Origin of the sequence: Psychromonas sp. B3M02 (assembly GCF_003318165.1) — a bacterium.
Lineage (GTDB): Bacteria > Pseudomonadota > Gammaproteobacteria > Enterobacterales > Psychromonadaceae > Psychromonas.
This window is the reverse complement of record NZ_QOCB01000110.1, coordinates 16,357-38,605: the sequence shown is the minus strand read 5'-3', so window position 1 is coordinate 38,605 and position 22,249 is coordinate 16,357. Positions and strand designations below refer to the sequence as shown.

19 protein-coding genes are annotated in these 22,249 nt (G+C 38.1%); 9 read left to right on the top strand and 10 right to left on the bottom strand.

Going from position 1 to position 22,249, the window contains the following annotated elements; translation table 11 throughout:
- Window positions 1-22 precede the first annotated feature (22 nt).
- The 3 genes from DS885_RS11795 to coaA all read left to right on the top strand — a co-directional run bounded on the left by DS885_RS11795 (window position 23) and on the right by coaA (window position 2,339).
- Window positions 23-631, top strand: coding sequence for a thiol:disulfide interchange protein DsbA/DsbL (locus DS885_RS11795; RefSeq protein WP_113819629.1), 609 nt, complete (start codon window positions 23-25; stop codon window positions 629-631).
- Between the two features lie 108 nt (window positions 632-739).
- Window positions 740-1,381, top strand: coding sequence for a uridine kinase family protein (locus DS885_RS11790; protein ID WP_258546904.1), 642 nt, complete (start codon window positions 740-742; stop codon window positions 1,379-1,381).
- Window positions 1,374-2,339 (top strand): type I pantothenate kinase, encoded by a 966-nt coding sequence (gene coaA / locus DS885_RS11785; RefSeq protein ID WP_113819627.1) that lies wholly within the window; start codon window positions 1,374-1,376, stop codon window positions 2,337-2,339. The genes DS885_RS11790 and coaA overlap by 8 nt, the downstream gene beginning before the upstream one ends.
- Before the next feature lie 55 nt (window positions 2,340-2,394).
- On the opposite strand, the gene glpX is transcribed toward coaA, so the two are convergent.
- From glpX to DS885_RS11770, 3 genes are all read right to left on the bottom strand, one after another.
- Window positions 2,395-3,405, bottom strand: coding sequence for a class II fructose-bisphosphatase (gene glpX, locus DS885_RS11780; RefSeq protein WP_113819626.1), 1,011 nt, complete (start codon window positions 3,403-3,405; stop codon window positions 2,395-2,397).
- A 77-nt stretch (window positions 3,406-3,482) separates the two neighbouring features.
- Entirely contained in the window at window positions 3,483-4,703 is a 1,221-nt protein-coding gene (locus DS885_RS11775) for an aspartate aminotransferase family protein (protein WP_113819625.1), read from the bottom strand.
- Window positions 4,704-4,767: 64 nt separating this feature from the next.
- Entirely contained in the window at window positions 4,768-5,352 is a 585-nt protein-coding gene (locus DS885_RS11770) for an anthranilate synthase component II (protein ID WP_113819624.1), read from the bottom strand.
- Window positions 5,353-5,431: 79 nt separating this feature from the next.
- Between DS885_RS11770 and DS885_RS11765 the strand changes: the two genes are divergently transcribed.
- Entirely contained in the window at window positions 5,432-6,349 is a 918-nt protein-coding gene (locus DS885_RS11765) for a TIGR01777 family oxidoreductase (protein WP_113819623.1), read from the top strand.
- Between the two features lie 807 nt (window positions 6,350-7,156).
- Here DS885_RS11765 and DS885_RS11760 read toward each other — a convergent pair.
- From DS885_RS11760 to rpmH, 6 genes are all read right to left on the bottom strand, one after another.
- Complete coding sequence (locus tag DS885_RS11760; protein WP_113819622.1) at window positions 7,157-8,071, bottom strand: porin; 915 nt, start codon at window positions 8,069-8,071, stop codon at window positions 7,157-7,159.
- Between the two features lie 224 nt (window positions 8,072-8,295).
- The gene (gene mnmE / locus DS885_RS11755; protein ID WP_113819621.1) at window positions 8,296-9,663 is read right to left on the bottom strand and encodes a tRNA uridine-5-carboxymethylaminomethyl(34) synthesis GTPase MnmE; all 1,368 of its coding nucleotides are present in this window, start codon (window positions 9,661-9,663) and stop codon (window positions 8,296-8,298) included.
- Between the two features lie 82 nt (window positions 9,664-9,745).
- A complete protein-coding gene (yidC, locus tag DS885_RS11750; protein WP_113819620.1) occupies window positions 9,746-11,416 on the bottom strand; it encodes a membrane protein insertase YidC in 1,671 nt (556 codons plus the stop codon).
- A 14-nt stretch (window positions 11,417-11,430) separates the two neighbouring features.
- Window positions 11,431-11,694: a membrane protein insertion efficiency factor YidD gene (gene yidD / locus DS885_RS11745; RefSeq protein WP_113819718.1), complete on the bottom strand. Its 264-nt coding sequence runs from the start codon at window positions 11,692-11,694 to the stop codon at window positions 11,431-11,433.
- Complete coding sequence (gene rnpA / locus DS885_RS11740; protein WP_113819619.1) at window positions 11,661-12,017, bottom strand: ribonuclease P protein component; 357 nt, start codon at window positions 12,015-12,017, stop codon at window positions 11,661-11,663. Before rnpA ends, yidD begins: the two co-directional genes overlap by 34 nt.
- A 10-nt stretch (window positions 12,018-12,027) precedes the next feature.
- On the bottom strand, window positions 12,028-12,162 hold the full coding sequence (rpmH, locus tag DS885_RS11735) for a 50S ribosomal protein L34 (RefSeq protein WP_084605455.1): 135 nt from the start codon (window positions 12,160-12,162) through the stop codon (window positions 12,028-12,030).
- A 516-nt stretch (window positions 12,163-12,678) separates the two neighbouring features.
- Here rpmH and dnaA point away from each other — a divergent pair.
- The 5 genes from dnaA (at window position 12,679) to DS885_RS11710 (ending at window position 20,881) form a co-directional block, all read left to right on the top strand.
- On the top strand, window positions 12,679-14,055 hold the full coding sequence (dnaA, locus tag DS885_RS11730) for a chromosomal replication initiator protein DnaA (RefSeq protein ID WP_113819618.1): 1,377 nt from the start codon (window positions 12,679-12,681) through the stop codon (window positions 14,053-14,055).
- 14 nt (window positions 14,056-14,069) lie between these two features.
- Window positions 14,070-15,173, top strand: a complete 1,104-nt coding sequence (dnaN, locus tag DS885_RS11725) for a DNA polymerase III subunit beta (RefSeq protein WP_113819617.1) — start codon at window positions 14,070-14,072, stop codon at window positions 15,171-15,173.
- A gap of 82 nt (window positions 15,174-15,255) precedes the next feature.
- Complete coding sequence (gene recF, locus DS885_RS11720; RefSeq protein WP_113819616.1) at window positions 15,256-16,335, top strand: DNA replication/repair protein RecF; 1,080 nt, start codon at window positions 15,256-15,258, stop codon at window positions 16,333-16,335.
- A gap of 7 nt (window positions 16,336-16,342) precedes the next feature.
- Complete coding sequence (gyrB, locus tag DS885_RS11715) at window positions 16,343-18,772, top strand: DNA topoisomerase (ATP-hydrolyzing) subunit B (RefSeq protein WP_113819615.1); 2,430 nt, start codon at window positions 16,343-16,345, stop codon at window positions 18,770-18,772.
- A gap of 168 nt (window positions 18,773-18,940) precedes the next feature.
- Complete coding sequence (locus DS885_RS11710) at window positions 18,941-20,881, top strand: methyl-accepting chemotaxis protein (RefSeq protein ID WP_113819614.1); 1,941 nt, start codon at window positions 18,941-18,943, stop codon at window positions 20,879-20,881.
- Between the two features lie 92 nt (window positions 20,882-20,973).
- Here DS885_RS11710 and DS885_RS11705 read toward each other — a convergent pair whose 3' ends face one another.
- Complete coding sequence (locus tag DS885_RS11705; protein ID WP_113819613.1) at window positions 20,974-22,221, bottom strand: valine--pyruvate transaminase; 1,248 nt, start codon at window positions 22,219-22,221, stop codon at window positions 20,974-20,976.
- Window positions 22,222-22,249 lie beyond the last annotated feature (28 nt).

Below are 22,249 nucleotides of genomic sequence, written 5' to 3'. Positions count from 1 at the left end.
AATGATAATAAAGGATCACATAATGAAAAAGGTTTTTGCTCTATTAATCGGTTTGTTTTTACTGCCATTAAGCGTACAAGCTGCAGATTTTGAAGAAGGCACTCACTATGACGTTATTAAACAAACGGCTACTGATAAACCTGAAGTTTTAGAGTTTTTCTCTTTCTATTGCCCACATTGCTTCAAGTTTGAACCACTGATGAAAAACCTTGAACAAGAGTTACCAGATGACGTGACAGTTAAAAAGAGCCACGTAAACTTCTTAGGCGGCGCAATGGCCGATGAAGTGACAAAAGCTTATGCTGCTGCAGACATTCTGGGTGTAAAAGAAGAAGTGACTAGCATTATCTTCGATCAAATCCACGTACAACGTAAAGCAATCAACAATGAACAAGACATCCTTGATATCTTTGCTAAAGCAGGTGTATCTGAAAAAGAAGCACAGGGCGCTTTAGCGAGCTTCCCAGTAAACGGTATGGCAGCTCAAATGAAACGTAATACTGAAACATTCAAAGTTCGTGGCGTACCAACACTGATTGTGAACGGTAAATACAAAGTAAATACTGGTTCAGTTAAAAGCACTAAAGAGTTCGTTGAATTAGTTAAGTTTTTAACTAAAAAAACAGACTAAACGCCTGCTGTAAAAAACCCAATTTAAAATAAAAAGCCACATTAGTGGCTTTTTTCATTTTTATGGCATAATAGCGGCGTCCAAAAGGGGAGATGACCGTTGAAAACCATGTTTAATAATTCAGCACAAATGAAAAGTGCGATTAAAGAATTACACAACAACAAAGAGTCGACTAAGGCACAGATCGTTGCTATTAGTGGGATTGAGGGTAGTGGTAAACGTGAACTAACCGAAAAAATTGCAGCCGCTTTAAGGTTGGATGGGCTAAATGTAGCCGTAATTCATACCGATGACTGGGAAGCCAGCAAAGACGTTCGCTTTAATATAATGAACAGCCCTGAAGAGTATTACCTTAATGCTTATCGCTTTGATGAGATGTTTGAAGAGTTAATTCTACCGCTTAAACTTTTTGGGAGCATTAAAACCTCTGTTAACTTAGATGACGCAGAGTCACCTCGTACCGTTGATTACCATTTTAATAATATCGATATAATCCTGATCGAAGGGGTGTATCTATTACAAGAATCCTACCTCGATTTATATGATTACAGCTGCTGGGTAAAAAGTAACTTCGAAACTGCACGCAAACGCCTTCATGAACAAGTGAATATTGAAGAGTCACAAGAAGCTTTGGTTAATCTATTTGAATTATTAATTAAACCGGCTGGCCAATATCACCTTTATGCAGATGACCCAATCGGTAATAGTCGCTCAATTTACCTAGAAGAAGCGCAGCTCGACAATGAATAGTCATTCAGCGTTTGACCCAGAGAACCGCCATAGCGCTTACATACAGTTCAAACGCGATGAATGGGCTGAGTTACGCGACAATGTAAAGCTAACCTTGTCTGAACAAGATATAAAGCAATTACAGGGGATTAATGAATCCTTATCCATGCAGGAAGTGATTGATATTTACCTGCCTTTGTCGCGTTTACTTAATTTATACGTAGGTGCACGACAATATCGTCATACGGTACGTGATAAATTCCTTAACTCTCATAACGAGAAAGTCCCTTATATCATTGGTATTGCGGGCAGTGTTGCCGTAGGTAAAAGTACTTCTGCACGTATCCTACAAGCATTATTGTCACGCTGGCCGGAACATCCTAAGGTTGCCTTAGTAACAACAGATGGTTTCTTACGTCCGAATAAAGAGCTTGTCGCGCGTAATTTAATGCATAAGAAAGGCTTTCCTGAAAGTTTTGATATTAAAGCCTTGATCGACTTTGTTTCTGCAATAAAGTCCGGTCAAAAGAAGGTGACTGCACCTGTTTACTCACATTTAACCTATGACATTATGACTGACCAATCCTTGCAGATTGAGCAGCCAGATATTGTGATACTAGAAGGGCTAAATGTATTACAAACAGCAGCCTCAACTGAAGGTGATCAATCACACCGTACCTTTGTTTCTGATTTTGTAGATTTTTCTATTTTTGTTGATGCTGAAACTGACCTATTAAAAACCTGGTATATTCAACGTTTTTTGAAGTTTAGAGAGGGTGCTTTCACTGATCCTAATGCTTATTTTCATAGTTATTCGAAAATGAGTAAACGAGAAGCCGTCGGAATAGCATCAAAAATTTGGGATGAGATTAACGGGGTAAACTTAGAAGAAAATATCCGCCCAACACGAGATAGGGCAAATTTAATCCTGAAAAAATCCATCAATCATCAGGTTAGCCAAGTTCAGTTACGTAAATAGAAGGTAATAAAAAAGGCGCTAATAGCGCCTTTTCCGTCTCTAAAGTCCAATAGGTTTAAAGAATAATATCTTTTAAATTTGGATCTTTACGGTCTAGGTAATGCGTAGACTTAATACGACGTACTGTACGCGACTTACCACGTACTAATAGTGTCTCGGTAGTCGCTAGACGACCATCAATTGATACGCCTTCTACTAAGTCACCTTTAGTAATACCAGTTGCAGAGAAGATAACGTTATCGTTTTTCACTAGGTCTTCTAGTTTTAATACTTTATTTACTTCAATGCCAGCAGCTTCACAACGAGCGACTTCTTCTTTACCGATTTTAATGTTCTCTTCCGATGGCTCTTTCACCATTGGACGAGGAATCAAACGCGCTTGCATGTTACCGTCTAATGCACGTACAACTGCAGCCGAGATAACCCCCTCTGGTGCACCGCCAATACAGTACAGTACATCTACTTGGTTATCAGGCATACAAGCTAACACGGAGATAGCAACGTCACCATCTGGAATCGCAAATACACGAATACCCATGCCTTGCATATCTTTAATGATACGGTCATGGCGAGGTTTAGCTAATGTTGCAACCGTTAACTCCGAAAGAGATTTACCTAATGCAAAAGCGATGGCTTTTAGGTTTTGCTCAAGAGAGCGTTCTAAGTCGATAGCATCTTTAGCATTTGGACCAACAATTAGTTTTTCCATGTACATATCAGGTGCACGTAAGAAACTGCCTTTTTCACCTACTGCTAATACAGCTAGAGCGTTAGATTGGCCCATAGCCGTCATGCGCGTACCTTCGATTGGGTCAACGGCGATATCCACAGCATCACCAGTCCCTGTACCTACATGCTCACCAATGTATAACATAGGTGCTTCATCAATCTCGCCTTCACCAATAACGATTTCGCCATCGATATCAATTTGGTTGAAGATCAAGCGCATTGCTTCTACAGCTGCACCATCTGCCGTGTTTTTATCACCTCGGCCTAACCATTTGTATCCAGCTAATGCAGCTGCTTCTGTTACTCGAGAAAATTCTATTGCTAGTTCGCGTCTCATTGTATGAGCTCCCAATTTTTAAATCTAATTAAAACAAAGTGTTATTAACAATAAAACATTAATAACAGACCTCGCTCTTATGCATCTTTATTAACGATAATTTGTATAGCTTGTTTCAGTTTCAGCATTGCTTGTTCGATTAGCTCATCTGAAATATTCAAGGCAGGTGCAAAACGTAATACGTTAGCTCCTGCGACTAAGATTAATAGACCTTGTTCAGCCGCCCCTAAGAAAAAGGTTTTTGCCTGGTCTTGATATTGTTCATTTAACACGGCACCTAACAACAAACCCGCACCACGAACCTCTTTAAACACAGAAAACTCTTGGTTGATTTCCTGTAAGTGCTGACGGATAAGCTGTTCTTTACGCTTAACACCCTCCAACATTTCTGGGGTGTTAATTAAATCGAATGCTTTACCTGCTACTGCACAAGCTAAAGGGTTACCACCAAATGTAGTGCCGTGTGTGCCTACTTTAAAGTGCTCAGCTAGGTGACTTTTTGTCAACATTGCCGCAATTGGAAAACCCGCACCTAATGCTTTTGCAGAAGTCACGATATCAGGTGTAATACCTAATGCCATATAAGCAAACAATTCACCTGTTCTGCCCATACCTGTTTGTACTTCATCAAAAATCATCAAGGCATTGTGTTTATCACATAACGCACGCACACCTTGTGCAAATTCAGGTGAAATAGGTAACACACCACCTTCACCTTGTAATGGCTCTAAAATCACCGCACAGGTTTTATCTGATATTGCTTTTTCAAGCGCCGCTAAATCATTGTATTCAAGGTGGGTAATATCCGCTGGTTTTGGACCAAAACCATCAGAGTAAGCAGATTGTCCACCAGCTGTCACGGTAAAGAAAGTACGCCCATGAAAACCTTGATAGAAAGCGATAATTTCAGTTTTATCTGTTCCTGCTTGATCAAAAGCAACACGACGTGCAAGTTTTAACGCCGCTTCATTAGCTTCCGCACCAGAATTTGCAAAAAACACTTTTTCTGCAAAGGTATTATCCACTAATTTTTGTGCCAAGCTTAACGCTGGTTCATTCGTGTAGATATTACTAACATGCCATAACTTTTGCGCTTGCTCAGTTAATGCCGTCACTAATTCAGGATGTGCGTGACCTAAAGCATTAACAGCGATACCACCAGTCAAATCAAGGAACTCATTATCTTGTTGGTCCCACACTCGAGAACCTTCACCGCGCACAGGGATCATTTCTAACGGAGCATAGTTTGGCACCATAATTTGATCAAATAACGGACGGGTGATGTGAGTGTTTGACATAAAGCATTCCTTTAATAAGTTGAAACAGTCATAAAATAGGGGTTTAAAAGCTTAATATACGCACTTATTTTAACAATCCAATAGATTGCTCAATAAAATTATTAAGGAGCGTCAGTCCTTGTTCAGAGCGGATACTTTCAGGATGAAATTGTACCCCTTCTAATGCCATATGTTTATGACGAATCGCCATTATTTCTTGGCTTTCTATCACTCTGGCTGAAATATCAAAGCAATTAGGTAAAGTATCTTCCTGCACAATCAAACTATGGTAACGAGTTACATTTAATGGGTTCGCTAATCCGGTAAATACACCGCGATTATCGTGTTCGATTAAAGAATTTTTGCCGTGCATCACTTTATTAGCTCGTACGACTTTTGCTCCAAAGACTTGAGCGATACTTTGATGGCCAAGGCAAACCCCTAAGATTGGAATTTCCCCTGCAAAACGCTCTATTGTAGCTAAAGACACACCCGCTTCATTAGGTGTACAAGGCCCAGGTGAAATAACGATATGATCCGGCTTTAAATCTGCGATCTCTTGTAAGTTAATTTGATCGTTTCGCTTTATTACTACTTGTTGCTTTAGTTCTCCGAAGTACTGAACTAAGTTGTAAGTAAAGGAATCATAATTATCAATCATTAACAGCATAAATAGGGGCCATCTAAAACATAAAGATCTATTTTAACATTAGTCTCGTATCTAATCCTAATAACATTAAGGGGCATTAATGAGTCAACAAGCTGAAACAAAACAAAAAGTATTGATTACTGGGGCAACAGGGTTAATCGGTCGATCTTTAGTGCCTTTATTAACCTCACAGGGATACCAAGTTTATAAATTACAACGTACTGTCAGTGAAACAGAACCTTATTGGTTGATTGACCAACAAGAGATATACCTCAACTCAGCGCCTCAACCGGACATCATAATTCACTTAGCTGGTGAAAACATAGCTAATGCACGTTGGACTGAAACAGTTAAACAGAAAATAACCGATAGTCGCATTCAGTCAACACAATTGATCGTTGATTTCATTAATAACAGCGAGACACCACCGAGTTTGTTTATTTGTGCTTCTGCCATTGGTTTTTATGGTAATAGTGGCCAACAACCTGTTGATGAGAGTTCGTCACAGGGAGATGAATTTGTTAGCCAATTAGCAGCGCAATGGGAGCAAACCAGCCATAAAGTCAACACCAATAAGACTAGGGTAGTTAACTTACGTACTGGCATTGTATTAGATAAACAAGAGGGTGCATTAGCTAAAATGCTACCTGCTTTTAGGATGGGTGTAGGAGGTAAAATAGGGCAAGGTAAGCAAATCATGAGTTGGATAGACTTAACCGATCAGGTTAATGCTATTTTATTTATTATGCGTAATGCGGAGTTATCAGGCCCAGTTAACCTCGTTTCCCCTAACCCAGTAACTAACCGTAATTTCTCTGTGATTTTAGCCAATATATTAAACCGGCCTTGTATCTTACCCTTACCAGCATTTATGGTTGAATTGTTGTTTGCTGAAATGGGTAAGGCGTTATTGCTTTCAAGTACTAATGTACGTCCAACTAAGCTATTAGAGGCTGGGTTTACCTTTCAATATGAGTTACTAGAAGCAAGTTTAAAGCATCAATTACAGAGAAAATAATAGGTATTTGAGCATTGAAGTTTATTCGATTGGAATTTTGAATGTTACAGAAACAGGAAAGGGCAGCCGAAGCTGCCCTTATTTTAGTCTTATCTATCTAGTCCGTGATAGTTGATGCTCCCTGCGTTACATCCTTTTGACTAATGCCATACTAGGCGTCCACTTCCCAAATCCTTTGGGCTCATCCTTGTTTATATCCTTATTAGATAAACATCCTGTTTACCCGTCATCTCCCTTTCCTTAGGAGGTGTCCTTCTTTGCCATCCTGGCTTAATAACCACAATCCTAGTAGTCACTAATAACTTCATCCTGAAGTGTCCTGCTTTCCCTAATTATAAAACATCCTGTTTTATAAACTCTCATCCTGAGAGGTCCTAATTGCCATCCTAGCAATACATCGGGTCATTGTTTACATCCTGTAAAGCATTTCCCCTTTGCGAGATAAATAATACGACCTTTTCCTAATGAATAATGGTGTTTAAAATACGATTTTATCTTACAGAGAAGAACAAGAAACAAACAAACCATTAAATAACAATAACTTAATCTAAAATAAATCAGATTAAAGCGCATTAAACTAAGTTTAAATAATGCAATAACCTCTATAGGCAATGGTCGATCTCTCACAAATTAAAAACACTGAATGGGGCATTTACTAGACCAAAAGGGATGACAGTATAAAAAGACAACTATTCGCTGGTGGAGAGTGGTTAATTAGCAGCTAAAAAGGTGATGAATAATAAGCGCAAACAAAAAATCCCAGGTAAATACCCAGGATTTTATTTTAAAACCGAACGAATGGTTTGATTAGAAGTTGTAACGGATACCCGCTACTAAAGAGTCTTCTGCATCATCAATTTGATTAAATTGGTAAGTTACGTAAGTACGGATTGATTTGTTGAAACGGTATTGACCTTCAACAGCGTAAAAGTCTTCAGTATCTACATCGTCAATCTCTTGTTGAACAATCATACCGATCATACGGAATTGCTTAGTCAATTTGTATTGTAATGCAATCTCGATAGAGGTCATGTCAGAGATTTCGTCTGCGTCGTTGAATGCATCACCCGTTGCGTATGAAGCTGCACCGTAGAAACCACCAACAGAGTAAGCAGCCGCTAACGTAGTTTGCGTTTCATCTGTTTGTGCATCTGTATGTGCGATACCTAGGTCTAAACCGAAGTCACTAGAGTAAAGAGCAGAGATAGCAACAGAATCTTGATCATCTTCATCAGAACCTGTGAAGTTAGCTTGCACTGTTACTGAATCAGCAAATGTACCTGAATATAAGAAAGTTGTGTTTTCTTTATCAGATGAAGCATCAAATACTTGTTGGTAACCAGAGTGAACAGAAGCAATATCTGTCATATCAGAAACTTGTACGTTAGCAGTATCTTGGCGACCGTAAGAGAAATCACCAATTGATGTACCAAAACCAGCAAACAAGTAACGGTTATCAACTGTTTCACCAGGTTCGATTTGGTATTCCATGAAACCAAAACCAGTTAGGTTGTCAGTAATTTGAGTTTTGCCGCCAAAGTTAATGCGAGCACGGCTTTTATCGACAACAGAACCATCACCAGTCTCTTTAAACTCAGCACGTACTTCAGCACGACCACCAATTTTAAGTGTTGTACCGTCTTGATCATATACAGTTGCAGATTGAGCCGTTGCAGAAACAAGACCCGCTAAAATTGCTGTTGCTAATAGTGTTTTTTTCATGATTCATCCGTGTTTAATTTAAAATAATATTTAAAGAATAAAATTTTTGTTTTGCAGCTTATTGCTGTTTACGGAGAAGCAGTCTAGGGATTGAATATGACAAAAATATTGCGGATATATTACATTTTAAAAAAGTTCAATTTATTTTATAAGCGTTACGATAGTAGAGTTGAAACAAAAAAACCGCAATACAGCGGCTTAATATAGAATAGAAAATAATAACTTTATTTACCAATACAGAAGCTAGAAAATATACGTCCTAATAAGTCATCAGAGGTAAACTCTCCAGTGATTTCACTGAGGTGTTGCTGCGTGAGACGTAACTCTTCAGCAAGTAACTCACCGGCTTTATACTCTTCTAATTGAACCTTACCTTCTAAAAGATGTTTCTCAGCTTGATCAATCGCTTGCAAGTGACGACGACGTGCCATAAAACCACCTTCAACATTACCTTGATAGCCCATTATATCTTTTAAATGTTGTTTTAATGCTTCAACACCTGAGCCTGTTTTAGCTGAAATTCGGTAAACAGGGTGGTTATCATGCTCAGTCATTTGCAATGATTCACCGGTTAAATCAGCCTTATTACGTACCACAGTTAAGCCAACATCTGCCGGTAATTTTTCAATAAAATCAGGCCAAATATCATGTGGATCTTCGGCATCGGTAGTAGTTGCATCTAGCATAAATAAAATACGATCAGCATTTTTTATTTCTGTCCAAGCCCGTTCAATACCAATACGTTCGACTTCATCGGCCCCTTCACGTAAGCCAGCGGTATCAATAATATGCAAAGGCATACCATCAATATGGATATGTTCGCGCATAACATCGCGTGTGGTGCCTGCAATATCGGTTACAATCGCGCTTTCTTTACCGACTAACGTATTAAGTAAGCTTGATTTTCCGGCATTAGGGCGGCCTGCAATCACCACTTTCATGCCATCACGCAAAATAGCACCTTGTTTGGCCTGTTCTTTTACTGCATTGAGGTTATCAATAATCTGATATAAGTCTTTGGCAATTTTACCGTCACTTAAAAAGTCTACTTCCTCTTCAGGGAAATCAATGGAAGCTTCAACGTAAATACGTAAGTAAATCAAGCTTTCAACGAGGTCATTAATTTTATGAGAAAACTCACCCTGTAACGAGTGCAGTGCGCTTTTAGCTGCTTGCTCAGAACTTGCTTCAATTAAATCAGCAATTGCCTCAGCTTGTGCTAAATCGAGCTTATCATTCATAAATGCACGTTCAGAGAACTCACCTGGATTAGCGCTGCGCAAGTTTTTAATGGTCAGGATAGCTTTGATCAACATATCCATCACCACAGGGCCACCATGACCTTGTAGTTCAAGTACATCTTCACCGGTAAAGGAGTTAGGACCTTTAAAGAGTAACGCAATACCTTGGTCTAACACTTGTTTATCTTGGTCATAGAAAGGTAAGTACTCGGCATAACGTACTTTCGGTTTTTTACCTAAAATAATCTCTGCTACGGCTTCTGCATCAGGACCAGAAACGCGCACAATGCCCACACCACCACGCCCTGGCGCAGTTGCTTGAGCAACAATAGTATCAGTAGCTTTTATCATGTTCTGTTCCTAACTTAAAAAGTGAAGCCAATAAAAAAGGCGACTATTATAGTCGCCTTTTATCAATTACTAAATACTAGAATTATTTCTTAGCACTTAGTCCGTTCTTTTCGAATTGACGATAAATAACGGTTTGTTGTACTAGTGTCACGATGTTACTCATTAACCAGTAAAGTACTAGACCAGCTGGGAACCATAGGAAGAAGAAGGTAAATACCACAGGCATAAACTTCATGATCTTCTGTTGCATTGGATCTTGTACCGTTGCTGGAGACATTTTTTGGATAAAGAACATACTCACACCCATTAAGATAGGTAGGATGTAGTAAGGGTCTTGTACCGATAAATCTTGGATCCAGAACATAAATGGTGCATGACGTAATTCTACCGCTTCCATTAACGACCAGTATAAAGCGATGAAGATAGGCATCTGTAATAAGATAGGGAAACAACCACCTAATGGGTTTACTTTCTCTTCTTTGTACATTTCCATCATTGCTTTTGATACTTTCTGACGGTCTTCTCCGTAGCGCTCACGTAATGCTTGTATCTTAGGTTGTAATAAACGCATTTTAGCCATTGACGTGTATTGTGCTTTTGTCAGTGGGTATAAAAGACCTTTTACAGTGAATGTAATTAAGATGATTGCAACACCCCAGTTACCCACAATACCTTGGAAGAATAACAGTAATTTAAATAATGGTTGTGCAAGCCACCATAACCAACCGTAATCAACCGTTAAGTCTAGGTTTTCACCAACATGTGACATTTCATCTTGTAACTTAGGACCAATCCATAAGTTAGTAGAGTATTTTTCAGTGCTGTTAGGTGCAATCGTTTTGATAGGTGATTTAAAACCGATGGTTGCATCTTTGTTTTGGATAACATTAGTGTATAACACGTTGTTATCATCGGCATTAGGTACCCAAGCAGACACGAAGTAGTGTTGTAGCATCGCTACCCAACCACCTTGAGTGTTCTGATTTAGGTTACGTTCAACCATATCGTCGAATGTGTATTTGCTGTATTTAGTATCATCTGTAGAGAATGCACCACCACGGTAAACAGGCATCATTAGGTTAGTAGAGTGCTCTTTTAACGACTCTTTTAACTGACCGTATAGCTGTACATTTACATCACTATCAGACTTATTTTCAATGGTGTAATCAACACTTACGTTGTATTCACCACGTTTTAAAGTGAAGGTTTTAGTAAATACATTACCAGCTTGGTCTACGTAACGTAGCGCTGTAGACACAGAGTCTTCACCATCTGCTAAGATGTTTTCTGTGTTAGCTGTACTATAGTAAGGGCGACCTTTAGGGTTTGCATCTGGACCTTGTTTGCCAATCAATCCACTTTGTGCAATGTAGGTAAAGCCATTTGCATTTTCTAATAAACGGAATGGAACACCAGAATCTAACTCGTCGTCATGGTCAAGTAGGTCTGCGACAATAACGTCACCGCCAACTAACGTAATTTCTAAACGTAATTGGTCATTTTCTAATACAGTTGTTGCATTAGTTGATGCTTGTGTTGGTACTTGTGCGACAGCTGAAGCGTGATCTTCAGAAGAAGCTGGAATATCAGCGCTATGATTACTAGTCGATGGTACTGATGATTGTGAAGTGCTTTGTTCAGTCGTTTGCGCTGCAGCAACTGGCTGAGGGTTTTGCTCGGTAACCCATGCTTGATATAGCAAAAAGCTAACAAACAAAAGTGCGAGGAAAAGTAAATTGCGTTGTGATTCCATAACGTATTTGATCTCTAAGGTTTAGGTTTATTTTTAGTTGCGCAACAAGGAGGTACAGGATCATATCCTCCTTCATTAAAGGGATGGCATTTTACAAGACGACGAGCGGCTAGCCAACATCCTTTTATCATACCATGACTCTTTATGGCTGCTATCGCATAATGTGAACAACTTGGCGTAAAACGACAACGAGGTCCAAGAATGGGACTTATAACTAGCTGATAACCACGAATGAATTTAATTGCTATCCATTGCAACGCTGCACTAATTTTCGCCATAACTTATCCAATACCTTATGAAGTTCTTGATTTGATAAATCAGCAATACCAGCTTTAGCAACAACGACGATATCGATGTTAGGAAGCTCATGTTGTTGAAGACGGAAATGATCTCTTACTATGCGACGGATACGATTACGACCTACAGCAAGTTTTATATGCTTTTTAGGAATAGCCATACCAATACGAGGATGGTCAAAAGTATTTTTTCTAGCAAGAAGAGTTAAATGCGGGGATACTGCTGGAATAGCATTTTTAAATACAGGTTGAAAATCTTCGGGAGTTAACAGACGTAACTCCCGAGAAAACGAATAATTCACCACGTCTGGTAAATTATGCGCTTAAGCTAGCGCGGCCTTTAGCACGACGACGAGCTAATACGGCACGACCGTTCTTAGTCGCCATACGAGTTCTAAAACCGTGTGAACGCTTACGCTTTGTGTTGCTTGGTTGAAAAGTACGTTTCATGCTCTTTTCCACTTATTGTTAAGTACTGTACAGTAGCTAATTTTTTCAATCTGTTAGTGCTTAATCACTTCGAAAAGTCACTAAACAATATTAATCAAAAGCGTCAGCCGATTAAAAAGAGAGCGAATTCTATTGATTGATCGACTAAAAGTCAATCAGAGATGCTTCTTTCTGGTAGATTAAATTCATTTTTTTCAAAATTAAATAAGAAATAAATAAATAGTCACTACGAGCCAAACTCAAAAGTTAGGGTGGCGCGATTATATATAAGCGACACTAATTAGCAAGGATCTTCCGCGATCTTATAAATTAAGATTTGTAAATAGTTAAATATGTATGTTGTGGATAAAGCTCTGTGCCCTTGATGTTACCTAGTTATATCCTTGTGGATGCTTTAACCATTGAATGAGATAAATTTCAAGGATCTTTTTTTTCTTTTTGTTGCTTGATCTTATAGCATCATGACGATCTTATCGGTAGAATTATCCGCCCTAATGAATCTACTGGAGTTCCACAATGTCCCTGGCTATTTGGCAAGAATGTTTAGCACAATTAAAAGACGAGCTATCAGCAGGAGACTTTAGTACTTGGTTACGCCCTTTACAGGCAGAATACGACAATAATACCTTGTCATTATATTCGCCAAATAAATACACTAGTGAATGGGTACGTGAAAAGTACATGGATATCATTGAAACTAAATTGCAAACCTTGGCACATGAAGTTGATCCTAATCTCAGCATTAAAATACGTTTATTAGTGGGTACAGCAAATGCTGCCACTAATAATCCGACAGTCGCAAAAGCAGCACCAGTACAAAATACCAATCAACCTTGGGAAGGTGAGTCACCTTCTTTAAATATCGCGCACAAAAGTAATTTAATAAAAAAATATACCTTTGATAACTTTGTTGAAGGTAAATCGAATAATTTTGCTATTGCGACGACTCAACAAATTGCAGAAAATCCAGGTGGTGTTTATAACCCACTCTTTTTATATGCTCACCCAGGTTTAGGTAAAACGCATTTATTACATGCGGTGGGTAATGCGATTGTTTCAGAAAATCCAGAAAGCAAAGTGGTGTACATTCGTTCTGAACGTTTTGTACAGGATATGATCAATGCCATTCGTAACAATACCATTGAGCAGTTTAAAGAATATTACGCATCGCTAGATGCATTATTAATAGATGATATTCACTTCTTCGCAGGTAAAGAGCGTTCACAGGAAGTATTATTCCAAACATTCAACTCTATGTTAGATGGCCATCAGCAAGTTATTTTAACCAGTGACCGTTTTCCTAAAGAGATTGAAGGAATTGATGAACGACTACGAACTCGTTTTGGTTGGGGTTTATCTATTCCAATCGATCCACCTGAATTAGAAACGCGTGTTGCTATCTTAATCAGTAAAGCAGAAGAGCGTGGTTTAACATTACCTGATGATGTTGCTTTCTTTATTGCTAAGCGTTTAACCATTACCGACGTACGTGTATTAGAAGGTGCCATTGCTAATATTTCAGCAAAAGCGCAATTTACTGGTCAAGATATTACTATCTCACTAGTACAAGATGCATTACGTGATATGTTAGCAGTTCATACTAAGCAAACGACTGTAGATAACATCCAAAAAGTAGTTGCTGAACATTACCGTATTAAAATCTCTGATATGTCATCAAAACGACGTACACGAACCGTTGCTCGTCCTCGCCAAATTGCGATGGCACTTGCTAAAGAGTTAACCCAACATAGCTTACCTGAGATTGGTGAAGCGTTTGGTGGTCGTGACCATACAACTGTTTTACATGCTTGTCGTAAAGTCGATGAGTTACGTCGTGAAAATAACGACATTCAAGAAGATTATAAAATTCTTATTCGCACCTTATCGATGTAACAAAGGCTTATCTCATGAAGTTTACTATTTCCCGTGAAATCTTATTAAGACCATTACAACTCGTTGTAGGCTCAGTAGCAGGTGGTCGTCCAGCTTTACCGATCATGGGTAATATCCTGATTGAAGTAAAAGATAACTTTTTAAACTTAACGGGTACTGATTTAGAAGTTGAATTAATGGCACAAATTCCATTAGAGCAAGCTTCAGAAGAAGGTGCAATTACAGTACCTGCACGTAAACTTTTAGATATTTGTCGAGGCTTGTCAGATCCTTGTGAAGTGACTTTCGAAGTGAAAAATGAGCGAGCTACAGTTAGGTCTGGGCGTAGTAGGTACTTACTATCAACCTTGCCCTCTGTCGACTTCCCAAACATCGAATCTTGGCAGAGCCTGATTGAATTAACTGTGCCGCAGAATGAATTTAAAAAACTTATTGAATTTACTCAATTTGCAATGGCTAGCCAGGATGTACGTTATTATCTAAATGGTATGTTCTTTGAAGTTTCTGGTAATAGTTTACGTAGTGTTTCAACCGATGGGCATCGTTTAGCATCTTGCGCCATTAATATTGACCAGGCTATCGAAGAGCAATCTGTGATCGTACCGCGTAAAGGTGTGTTGGAATTAGTTAAGCTACTTGATAAAGACCAAGCGAATGTGACCATTCAATTAGGTAAAAACAACTTACGTGCCGTGATTGATGGTTTTGTGTTTACCACTAAGCTTGTTGATGGACGTTTCCCTGATTACCGCCGTGTTATTCCACGTAATGGTGATAAAGAGCTTATCTCTAGTCGTGAAACACTTAAACAAGCATTTAGTCGAGCAGCTATTTTATCAAATGAGAAATTCCGTGGGGTACGTTTAACCTTATCGGAAAATCTATTAAAAATTACTGCCAACAACCCTGAGCGTGAAGAAGCAGAAGAGTATATTGATGTCGATTACCAGTCAGCAGAGTTAGAGATTGGGTTTAACGTAAGTTATGTATTGGATGTATTGAACACCCTTAAAAGCGAACAAGTAAAAATCACTTTTAGCACATCAGATCATAGTGCTTTAATTGAGTCGCTAGATAGTGATGACTCACTTTATGTACTCATGCCAATGCGTTTATAGTCAATAATATCTTATCCATTTATGCAATAGTCAAAATGTTACAAACCGCTTCTGTTTGCTACCCGACTAAAGGAATTGATTAATGTCGTTACAGAAATTAATCATTAATCAATTCCGCAATATTGATACTGCTTCCCTCACTTTTGATAGTAAAGTAAACCTGATCATAGGCGATAATGGCAGTGGTAAATCTTCACTCTTAGAAGCAATCTACTTTCTTGGGTTAGGGCGCTCTTTTCGCACCCATTTAACCAATCGAGTGATTCAATACGAACAACATAATTTCACACTCTTTAGTGAAATTAACCATCAAGATCGGGTTTTCCCCATTGGACTACAAAAATCCAAAGGGGGTGAAACTACCCTGAAAATTGATGGTCAAATCGTCAAGAAATTAGCCTCTTTAACCCAATATATTCCGATGCAATTGATTACCCCTGAAAGCTATACTTTACTCTCAGGTAGTCCTAAAAATCGTCGTGCATATTTAGATTGGGGCGTTTTTTATCATGATCCTATGTTTTATAGCAACTGGGCTCGCATAAAGAGACTTTTAAAGCAAAGGAATGCCGCTTTAAAGCAATGTAACGCTTACAAAGAGCTTCAAGTATGGGATAATGAACTTTGTGTCTTGAGCGAGCAGATAAGCGCTCAGAGGGCTGATTATTTTGCAAAATTGCAGCCTTTAATCACACAAACTATTGCAGACTTTTTGCCAGAATTTACTATCGACAGTAAATTCTTTTGTGGATGGGACAAAAATAACAAGTCGTTAGCCGACTATTTATCCGATAATTTTCATCGTGATAAGCAGCTAGGCTACACAAGCATCGGTCCACAAAAAGCCGACTTAAAATTAAAAATCAATAATTTACCTGTTGATGATGTGTTATCAAGAGGACAATTAAAGTTACTTGTTTATGCATTACGTTTAGCACAAGGTTTGTTTCTAAACGCAGTCGATCATAAACAATGTGTGTTTTTAATAGATGACTTTAGTTCAGAGTTAGATAAAAACAAACAAGCGGTGTTAGCAAAACATATCAAAGAGTCTAGTGCTCAAGTATTTATCAGTGCCATTACGGAAAATGGGATTGATGATTTATTTACAGAATGTAGCCTGTTTCACGTGAAACAGGGCAAAATTACAGTAGAAAGGTGAAAGTTTTATGGCTGAGAATAGTTATGATTCGTCAAGTATTAAAGTACTAAAAGGGTTAGATGCCGTTCGTAAACGCCCTGGCATGTATATCGGTGATACCGATGATGGTACCGGTCTACATCACATGGTTTTCGAAGTGTTAGATAACTCGATCGATGAAGCTTTGGCGGGTCACTGTAACGATATTATTTGTACTATTCACAGTGATGGTAGTGTATCTGTACGAGATGATGGTCGTGGTATCCCAGTAGATATCCATGAAGAAGAAGGTGTATCGGCAGCAGAAGTTATTATGACAGTGCTGCACGCAGGTGGTAAGTTCGATGATAACTCTTATAAAGTATCAGGTGGTTTACACGGTGTTGGTGTTTCTGTAGTAAATGCTTTATCTGACAAATTACGTTTAACCATTAAACGTAGTGGGCATATTCATCAACAATCATACTCTCTTGGTGAACCTGATGCACCAGTAGCAATTATTGGGGATACAGATCAAACTGGAACAGAAATTCGTTTTTGGCCAAGCCCATCTACTTTCTCTAAAACGACGTTTAATTACGACATTTTAGCAAAACGTCTACGTGAACTATCTTTCTTAAACTCAGGTGTTTCAATAAAGTTAATTGATAAACGTGAAGACGATAAATCTGACCACTTTCATTACGAAGGTGGTATACAAGCATTTGTTGAATACTTAAATCAAAACAAAACACCTATTCATAATAAAGTATTTCATTTTAATACAGAGCATGAAGATGGCACAGCAGTTGAAGTTGCAATGCAGTGGAATGATGGTTTCCAAGAAAACATCTATTGTTTCACAAACAATATTCCACAACGTGATGGTGGCTCCCACTTAACAGGTTTCCGTGGTGCTCTAACCCGTACTTTAAACTCTTATATTGAAAAAGAGTTAGCAAAAGTTAAAAACAATAAGAACAAAACAACCACTGAAGGTGGTGATTCTCGTGAAGGTTTAACAGCGGTTATTTCAGTAAAAGTACCTGATCCAAAATTCTCTTCACAAACAAAAGACCGTTTAGTGTCATCGGAAGTACGTCCGATTGTTGAAGGTGCAATGAATGAACGTCTACAGGATTTCTTATTAGAGAACCCTAACGAAGCTAAAATCATTGTTAACAAAATTGTTGATGCAGCAAGAGCACGTGAAGCGGCGCGTAAAGCCCGTGATATGACACGTCGTAAAGGCGCATTAGATTTAGCAGGTTTACCAGGTAAACTAGCAGATTGCCAAGAGAAAGACCCAGCGCTTTCTGAACTATACATAGTGGAAGGGGACTCGGCTGGCGGAAGTGCGAAACAAGGCCGATCTCGTAAAAACCAAGCTATCTTGCCACTTAAAGGTAAAATCCTAAACGTTGAAAAAGCGCGTTTCGATAAGATGTTATCTTCACAAGAAGTAGCAACACTGATCACCGCACTGGGTTGTGGTATTGGACGTGATGAATATAACCCTGAGAAAACCCGTTACCATCGCATCATTATCATGACCGATGCCGACGTGGATGGTTCTCACATCCGTACACTGTTGTTAACATTCTTCTACCGCCAAATGCCGGAATTAATCGAAAATGGTTATATCTACATCGCTCAACCACCTCTATACAAAGTAAAAAGAGGTAAACAAGAAACTTACATTAAAGATGATCCGGCTTTACAAGCTTACTTAACATCATTAGCAATGGATGGCGCATCTTTACATGTTAATAGTGAGTCACCAGGTATTACAGGTGTCGCATTACAGGATATGATCGATCGCTACCGTGACGCTCAGGATACGATTGTAAGGCTTTCTCGCCGTTACCCTAACGTTGTCCTTGATAAGTTAATTTATCGTCCAGAATTAACCGCTGATAGCTTGGCTAAGACAGATGAAGTGACATCGTGGGTTGAAGATATTGTCGAAGTATTAAACCGTGAAGAGTTAGAAGGGACTATCTATAAGGCAGACATTGCTAAATCAGATGATGAGATCTCTAACAAGATTATTTTCACCGTTCGCAAACACGGCGTAGATACAATTTATACCTTTGATGAAGAGTTCTTTGGTTCGGTTGAATACAAAGCATTAGTAACACTAGGTACTGAGATTCAAAACTTACTTGAAGAGGGTGCTTACATCCGACGTGGCGATCGTACTAAACCAGTAGAAAACTTCATTGAAGCGGTTAACTGGTTAATGCACGAATCTAAACGTGGCCTATATATCCAACGTTATAAAGGACTAGGTGAAATGAACCCAAGTCAGTTATGGGAAACGACCATGGATCCTAATACACGTCATATGTTACAAGTTACTGTTGAAGATGCCGTTGGTGCAGACCAATTATTTACAACATTAATGGGTGACCATGTTGAACCAAGACGCGAATTTATCGAAAAGAATGCATTACGTGTAGGCAATATCGATATCTAAATAACCACACATAATTCATTCATGAAAAGTTATTAATAAAATCCAGCTTATTTAGCTGGATTTTTTTGACTAAAATTTAGAAAATAATACCTAATTTTAGATATCTAGAAATATTACTGCCACATTCTCTAATTACTATGCGCTGTCGAATTGTTTAAAGAGCGCAATATGTCTATTAATCTACTTACTAAAATCATATCTATCTGCATTGCTTCATTATTAATGCTGATCACTACATTTATTGTTTGGGCTTGGCAGGAAGTTGATAAACCCTATCAAATTAACCAGTCTTACCATGCCATCAAATCCGCATTAAAAGATGATATTGCTATTTCCTTAGAACGATATCTAGGGACAGGTGATACACAAAAGTTATTAAACGCAGAAAATAAGTTAGGTGCTTTAAAAGAAACACAGATAACTTGGCTTAATGCATCACAACAAAATGCCATTGATCTCGGAGTTAATGATTTAGATACAGCCATTATTGAAGCGAGGGAAGCAGGTAAGTTAGCAGCGACCCCAGATATTTTGTTGATCAATAATGAAACAGAACGCCAAGGTTATATTACTGACTTAAGACGTTTAGTAGAAAAGTCCGACGTTGCTTTAGCGATCAAACAAGATTACTACCAAATTTTATTAGATATAAATCAGCACTTACATCAAATAGCAGTATTAAGACAAAGTTATCTAGAACAAAAAAGTGACACCATTAAAAGTAACCTTGTTGAACAAAATGATCATATTTCAACGCTACTATCCACTTTGAATCAGTTACCAAGTCTTAACTTGTTTTATACAGAAGCAGTTGATGAATTTAGTTTTGATGAGCCTGAAACCATCGACTTAACTCAAGAATCGATCGATGAATTAAATAGTTTAACCAAACGCTACCCGAAAGAATTAACCAATACCAGTGTCATGCTTGCATCGGTTATTGAAAGTCGTGTGAACTTAAGTACTAAACTAGGCATTTTAATCGATACCTTTACAGCCTATTCCAGTGTGGTTGATCAACAAAAACAAGCAATCACTTATAAGGTCCGTTTGATTGGTGCTTCCGCTTTAATACTGTTTTTATTAATGGTGATCTTATCTGCCAGCTTACAGTTTAAAACATTACAATTTATTCGTAGATTGTTGCCTTTCTTTGATGCATTAACCGCAGGGGACTTTGGCAGCGCGCTGAATATTAAAAGTCGTTTTTCAGAATTTATGATCGTTAATAAGCGTAGTCTGAGTTTACAGGCTTATTTAAAAGAACTCACAGGCTCTCTACAGTCTCAATCTGAACAAGCATTGAATGCTAGTAACTTATTACAAAAACGTGCGAGACAAGCGGAACAGAGCAGCCAACAGCAACATCAACAAACAGAACAGGTGAATACCTCTATTATTGCTTTATCCAATTCATTTAATGATATTACTAAAAATGCAGCGGATACCAGTCAACATACAGATAAAGCCGTTCAGTTAATGAATCAAGCCGATCTTGCATTAGCCAGTGAAGTGCAAAAAACCAAACAACTGTCAGACAATATTCTTTCGCTGAGTAAAATAGTTAAAAAGTTAACTGCAGATACCTACTCAATCAACAACGTCTTAGAAGTTATTAATAATGTCTCAAGCCAAACTAATTTACTCGCACTTAATGCCGCTATTGAAGCTGCTCGAGCTGGAGAACAAGGAAGGGGCTTTGCAGTTGTTGCAGATGAAGTAAGAGCGTTAGCAATTCGCACCTCTAGTTCAACAGAAGAGATACAGGGCATTATTAATCAATTAGTAGAAACAGCAAATCAAGCCAATGAGTTTGTTTTACAACAGAGCGATGCGGCCATCGATTGTGCAAAACATAGTTTAGAAGCTCAACAACAATTAAAATCGGTTTCTAATATCATTAACGATATTTACCAGTTTAATAATACCATCGCTGCCACTACAGAAGAGCAAGCAACCACTATCGAACAGGTCGTTGGTAATACCTCTACAATAAAGCAGCATGCTCAACAGGTGAGTGCTAATTTACAAGATATAAACCAATCAAGTGAAGTGATTAAAGATATTAGTGAAGTATTAAATCAGTTGATCACGCAATTAAAACGCTAAGCTAAGTCTTAGAGAAAAAGCAAAAAGAAGGATTAAAATAAAGTATGTTTCACGTGAAACACACTTCAATGTCCAATTAAAAACTAAACAGTTTACGCATAAAGTTCATTAACTAAATCAGCTAAAATAGTAATGCCACGCTCTACAACTTCACTATCTTGAGCGTAGTTAAGTCGAATACATTCGTGAGTATGTTGCCAATCTTGCTCCAAACCAGGGAAGAAATAGTGCCCTGAAACAACAATTAACCCTTTCTCTTTTAATCGCTGATAAAGTTCATGTGAAGTAATTGGTAAGTCTTTAAACCAAAGCCACAGAAATAACGCACCTTCTGATTTATGGATCCTAAAGTTTTCACTGTTAATTTTTTCAGTTAATAATTTAATGGCCACTTCAGATTTATGTTTGTAAAAAGGACGAATAACCTGATCACTTAACTCTATAATCTCTTTGCTTTTAACTAATGGCAACACAATTTCAGGACCAATACCACCTGGAGAAAGTGCCATAATACCTGACAGATTAGACATCGCTTTAATCACTTCTGGATTAGCAATAACAATCCCACAACGTGCACCTGGCAAACCAAACTTAGATAAACTTAAACATAAAATAGTATTAAGGTTAAAATGAGGTTTTACCTCTTCAAAGATAATATTTGGAAAAGGAGTACCATACGCATTATCGATAATCAGTGGAATATTATGTTGTTTAGCTAATTTATCTAACTTTTCAATCTCTGCATCAGTTAAGACATTACCCGTTGGGTTAGTGGGTCTAGAAACACAAATAGCACCAATATCATCGGTTATATTCAAAGCATCAAAATCAACGTGGTACTTAAATTGTTGGTTTGGTAGTTCTGTTATCTTAGGACGAACAGCAACAAAAGTATCTTCAGAGACACTGGCATCGGCATAACCAATATATTCTGGGGCAAGAGGGAATAAAATTTTACGTTTTTTACCCTGTGAAAAATCACCTGCTAATAAATTAAATAGGTAGAAAAAAGCATTTTGGCTACCATTTGTTAACATGATATTGTCTGTAGATAAGTCCCAATCGTATAGATCATTGAACAATTCTACTAATGCATTAATAAATGCATCTTTACCTTGTGGTCCATCATAATTACCAAGAGTATCCATTAGTTTCCCTTGGTCTAATAACTCCTGCATTAAGTTAGTTAGTCGCTGATGAATTGATGGGATAGTCGCAGGATTTCCGCCACCTAACATTAAAATATCATCGCCGCCTTTTACACCTTTATTTAAATCGTCCATCAATTCATTGATGCCAGAATGCTGTGTAAATTTGTTTCCAAAAATTGAATAGGGCATTTATAACAATCCTAAATATAAATTTTAA

Bases quoted from the DNA above. Each gene is read 5' to 3' on its own strand.
- DS885_RS11795 (WP_113819629.1), top strand. From the start codon at position 23: ATGAAAAAGGTTTTTGCTCTATTAATCGGTTTGTTTTTACTGCCATTA.
- DS885_RS11790 (WP_258546904.1), top strand. From the start codon at position 740: ATGTTTAATAATTCAGCACAAATGAAAAGTGCGATTAAAGAATTACAC.
- coaA (WP_113819627.1), top strand. From the start codon at position 1,374: ATGAATAGTCATTCAGCGTTTGACCCAGAGAACCGCCATAGCGCTTAC.
- glpX (WP_113819626.1), bottom strand. From the start codon at position 3,405: ATGAGACGCGAACTAGCAATAGAATTTTCTCGAGTAACAGAAGCAGCT.
- DS885_RS11775 (WP_113819625.1), bottom strand. From the start codon at position 4,703: ATGTCAAACACTCACATCACCCGTCCGTTATTTGATCAAATTATGGTG.
- DS885_RS11770 (WP_113819624.1), bottom strand. From the start codon at position 5,352: ATGCTGTTAATGATTGATAATTATGATTCCTTTACTTACAACTTAGTT.
- DS885_RS11765 (WP_113819623.1), top strand. From the start codon at position 5,432: ATGAGTCAACAAGCTGAAACAAAACAAAAAGTATTGATTACTGGGGCA.
- DS885_RS11760 (WP_113819622.1), bottom strand. From the start codon at position 8,071: ATGAAAAAAACACTATTAGCAACAGCAATTTTAGCGGGTCTTGTTTCT.
- mnmE (WP_113819621.1), bottom strand. From the start codon at position 9,663: ATGATAAAAGCTACTGATACTATTGTTGCTCAAGCAACTGCGCCAGGG.
- yidC (WP_113819620.1), bottom strand. From the start codon at position 11,416: ATGGAATCACAACGCAATTTACTTTTCCTCGCACTTTTGTTTGTTAGC.
- yidD (WP_113819718.1), bottom strand. From the start codon at position 11,694: ATGGCGAAAATTAGTGCAGCGTTGCAATGGATAGCAATTAAATTCATT.
- rpmH (WP_084605455.1), bottom strand. From the start codon at position 12,162: ATGAAACGTACTTTTCAACCAAGCAACACAAAGCGTAAGCGTTCACAC.
- dnaA (WP_113819618.1), top strand. From the start codon at position 12,679: ATGTCCCTGGCTATTTGGCAAGAATGTTTAGCACAATTAAAAGACGAG.
- dnaN (WP_113819617.1), top strand. From the start codon at position 14,070: ATGAAGTTTACTATTTCCCGTGAAATCTTATTAAGACCATTACAACTC.
- recF (WP_113819616.1), top strand. From the start codon at position 15,256: ATGTCGTTACAGAAATTAATCATTAATCAATTCCGCAATATTGATACT.
- gyrB (WP_113819615.1), top strand. From the start codon at position 16,343: ATGGCTGAGAATAGTTATGATTCGTCAAGTATTAAAGTACTAAAAGGG.
- DS885_RS11710 (WP_113819614.1), top strand. From the start codon at position 18,941: ATGTCTATTAATCTACTTACTAAAATCATATCTATCTGCATTGCTTCA.
- DS885_RS11705 (WP_113819613.1), bottom strand. From the start codon at position 22,221: ATGCCCTATTCAATTTTTGGAAACAAATTTACACAGCATTCTGGCATC.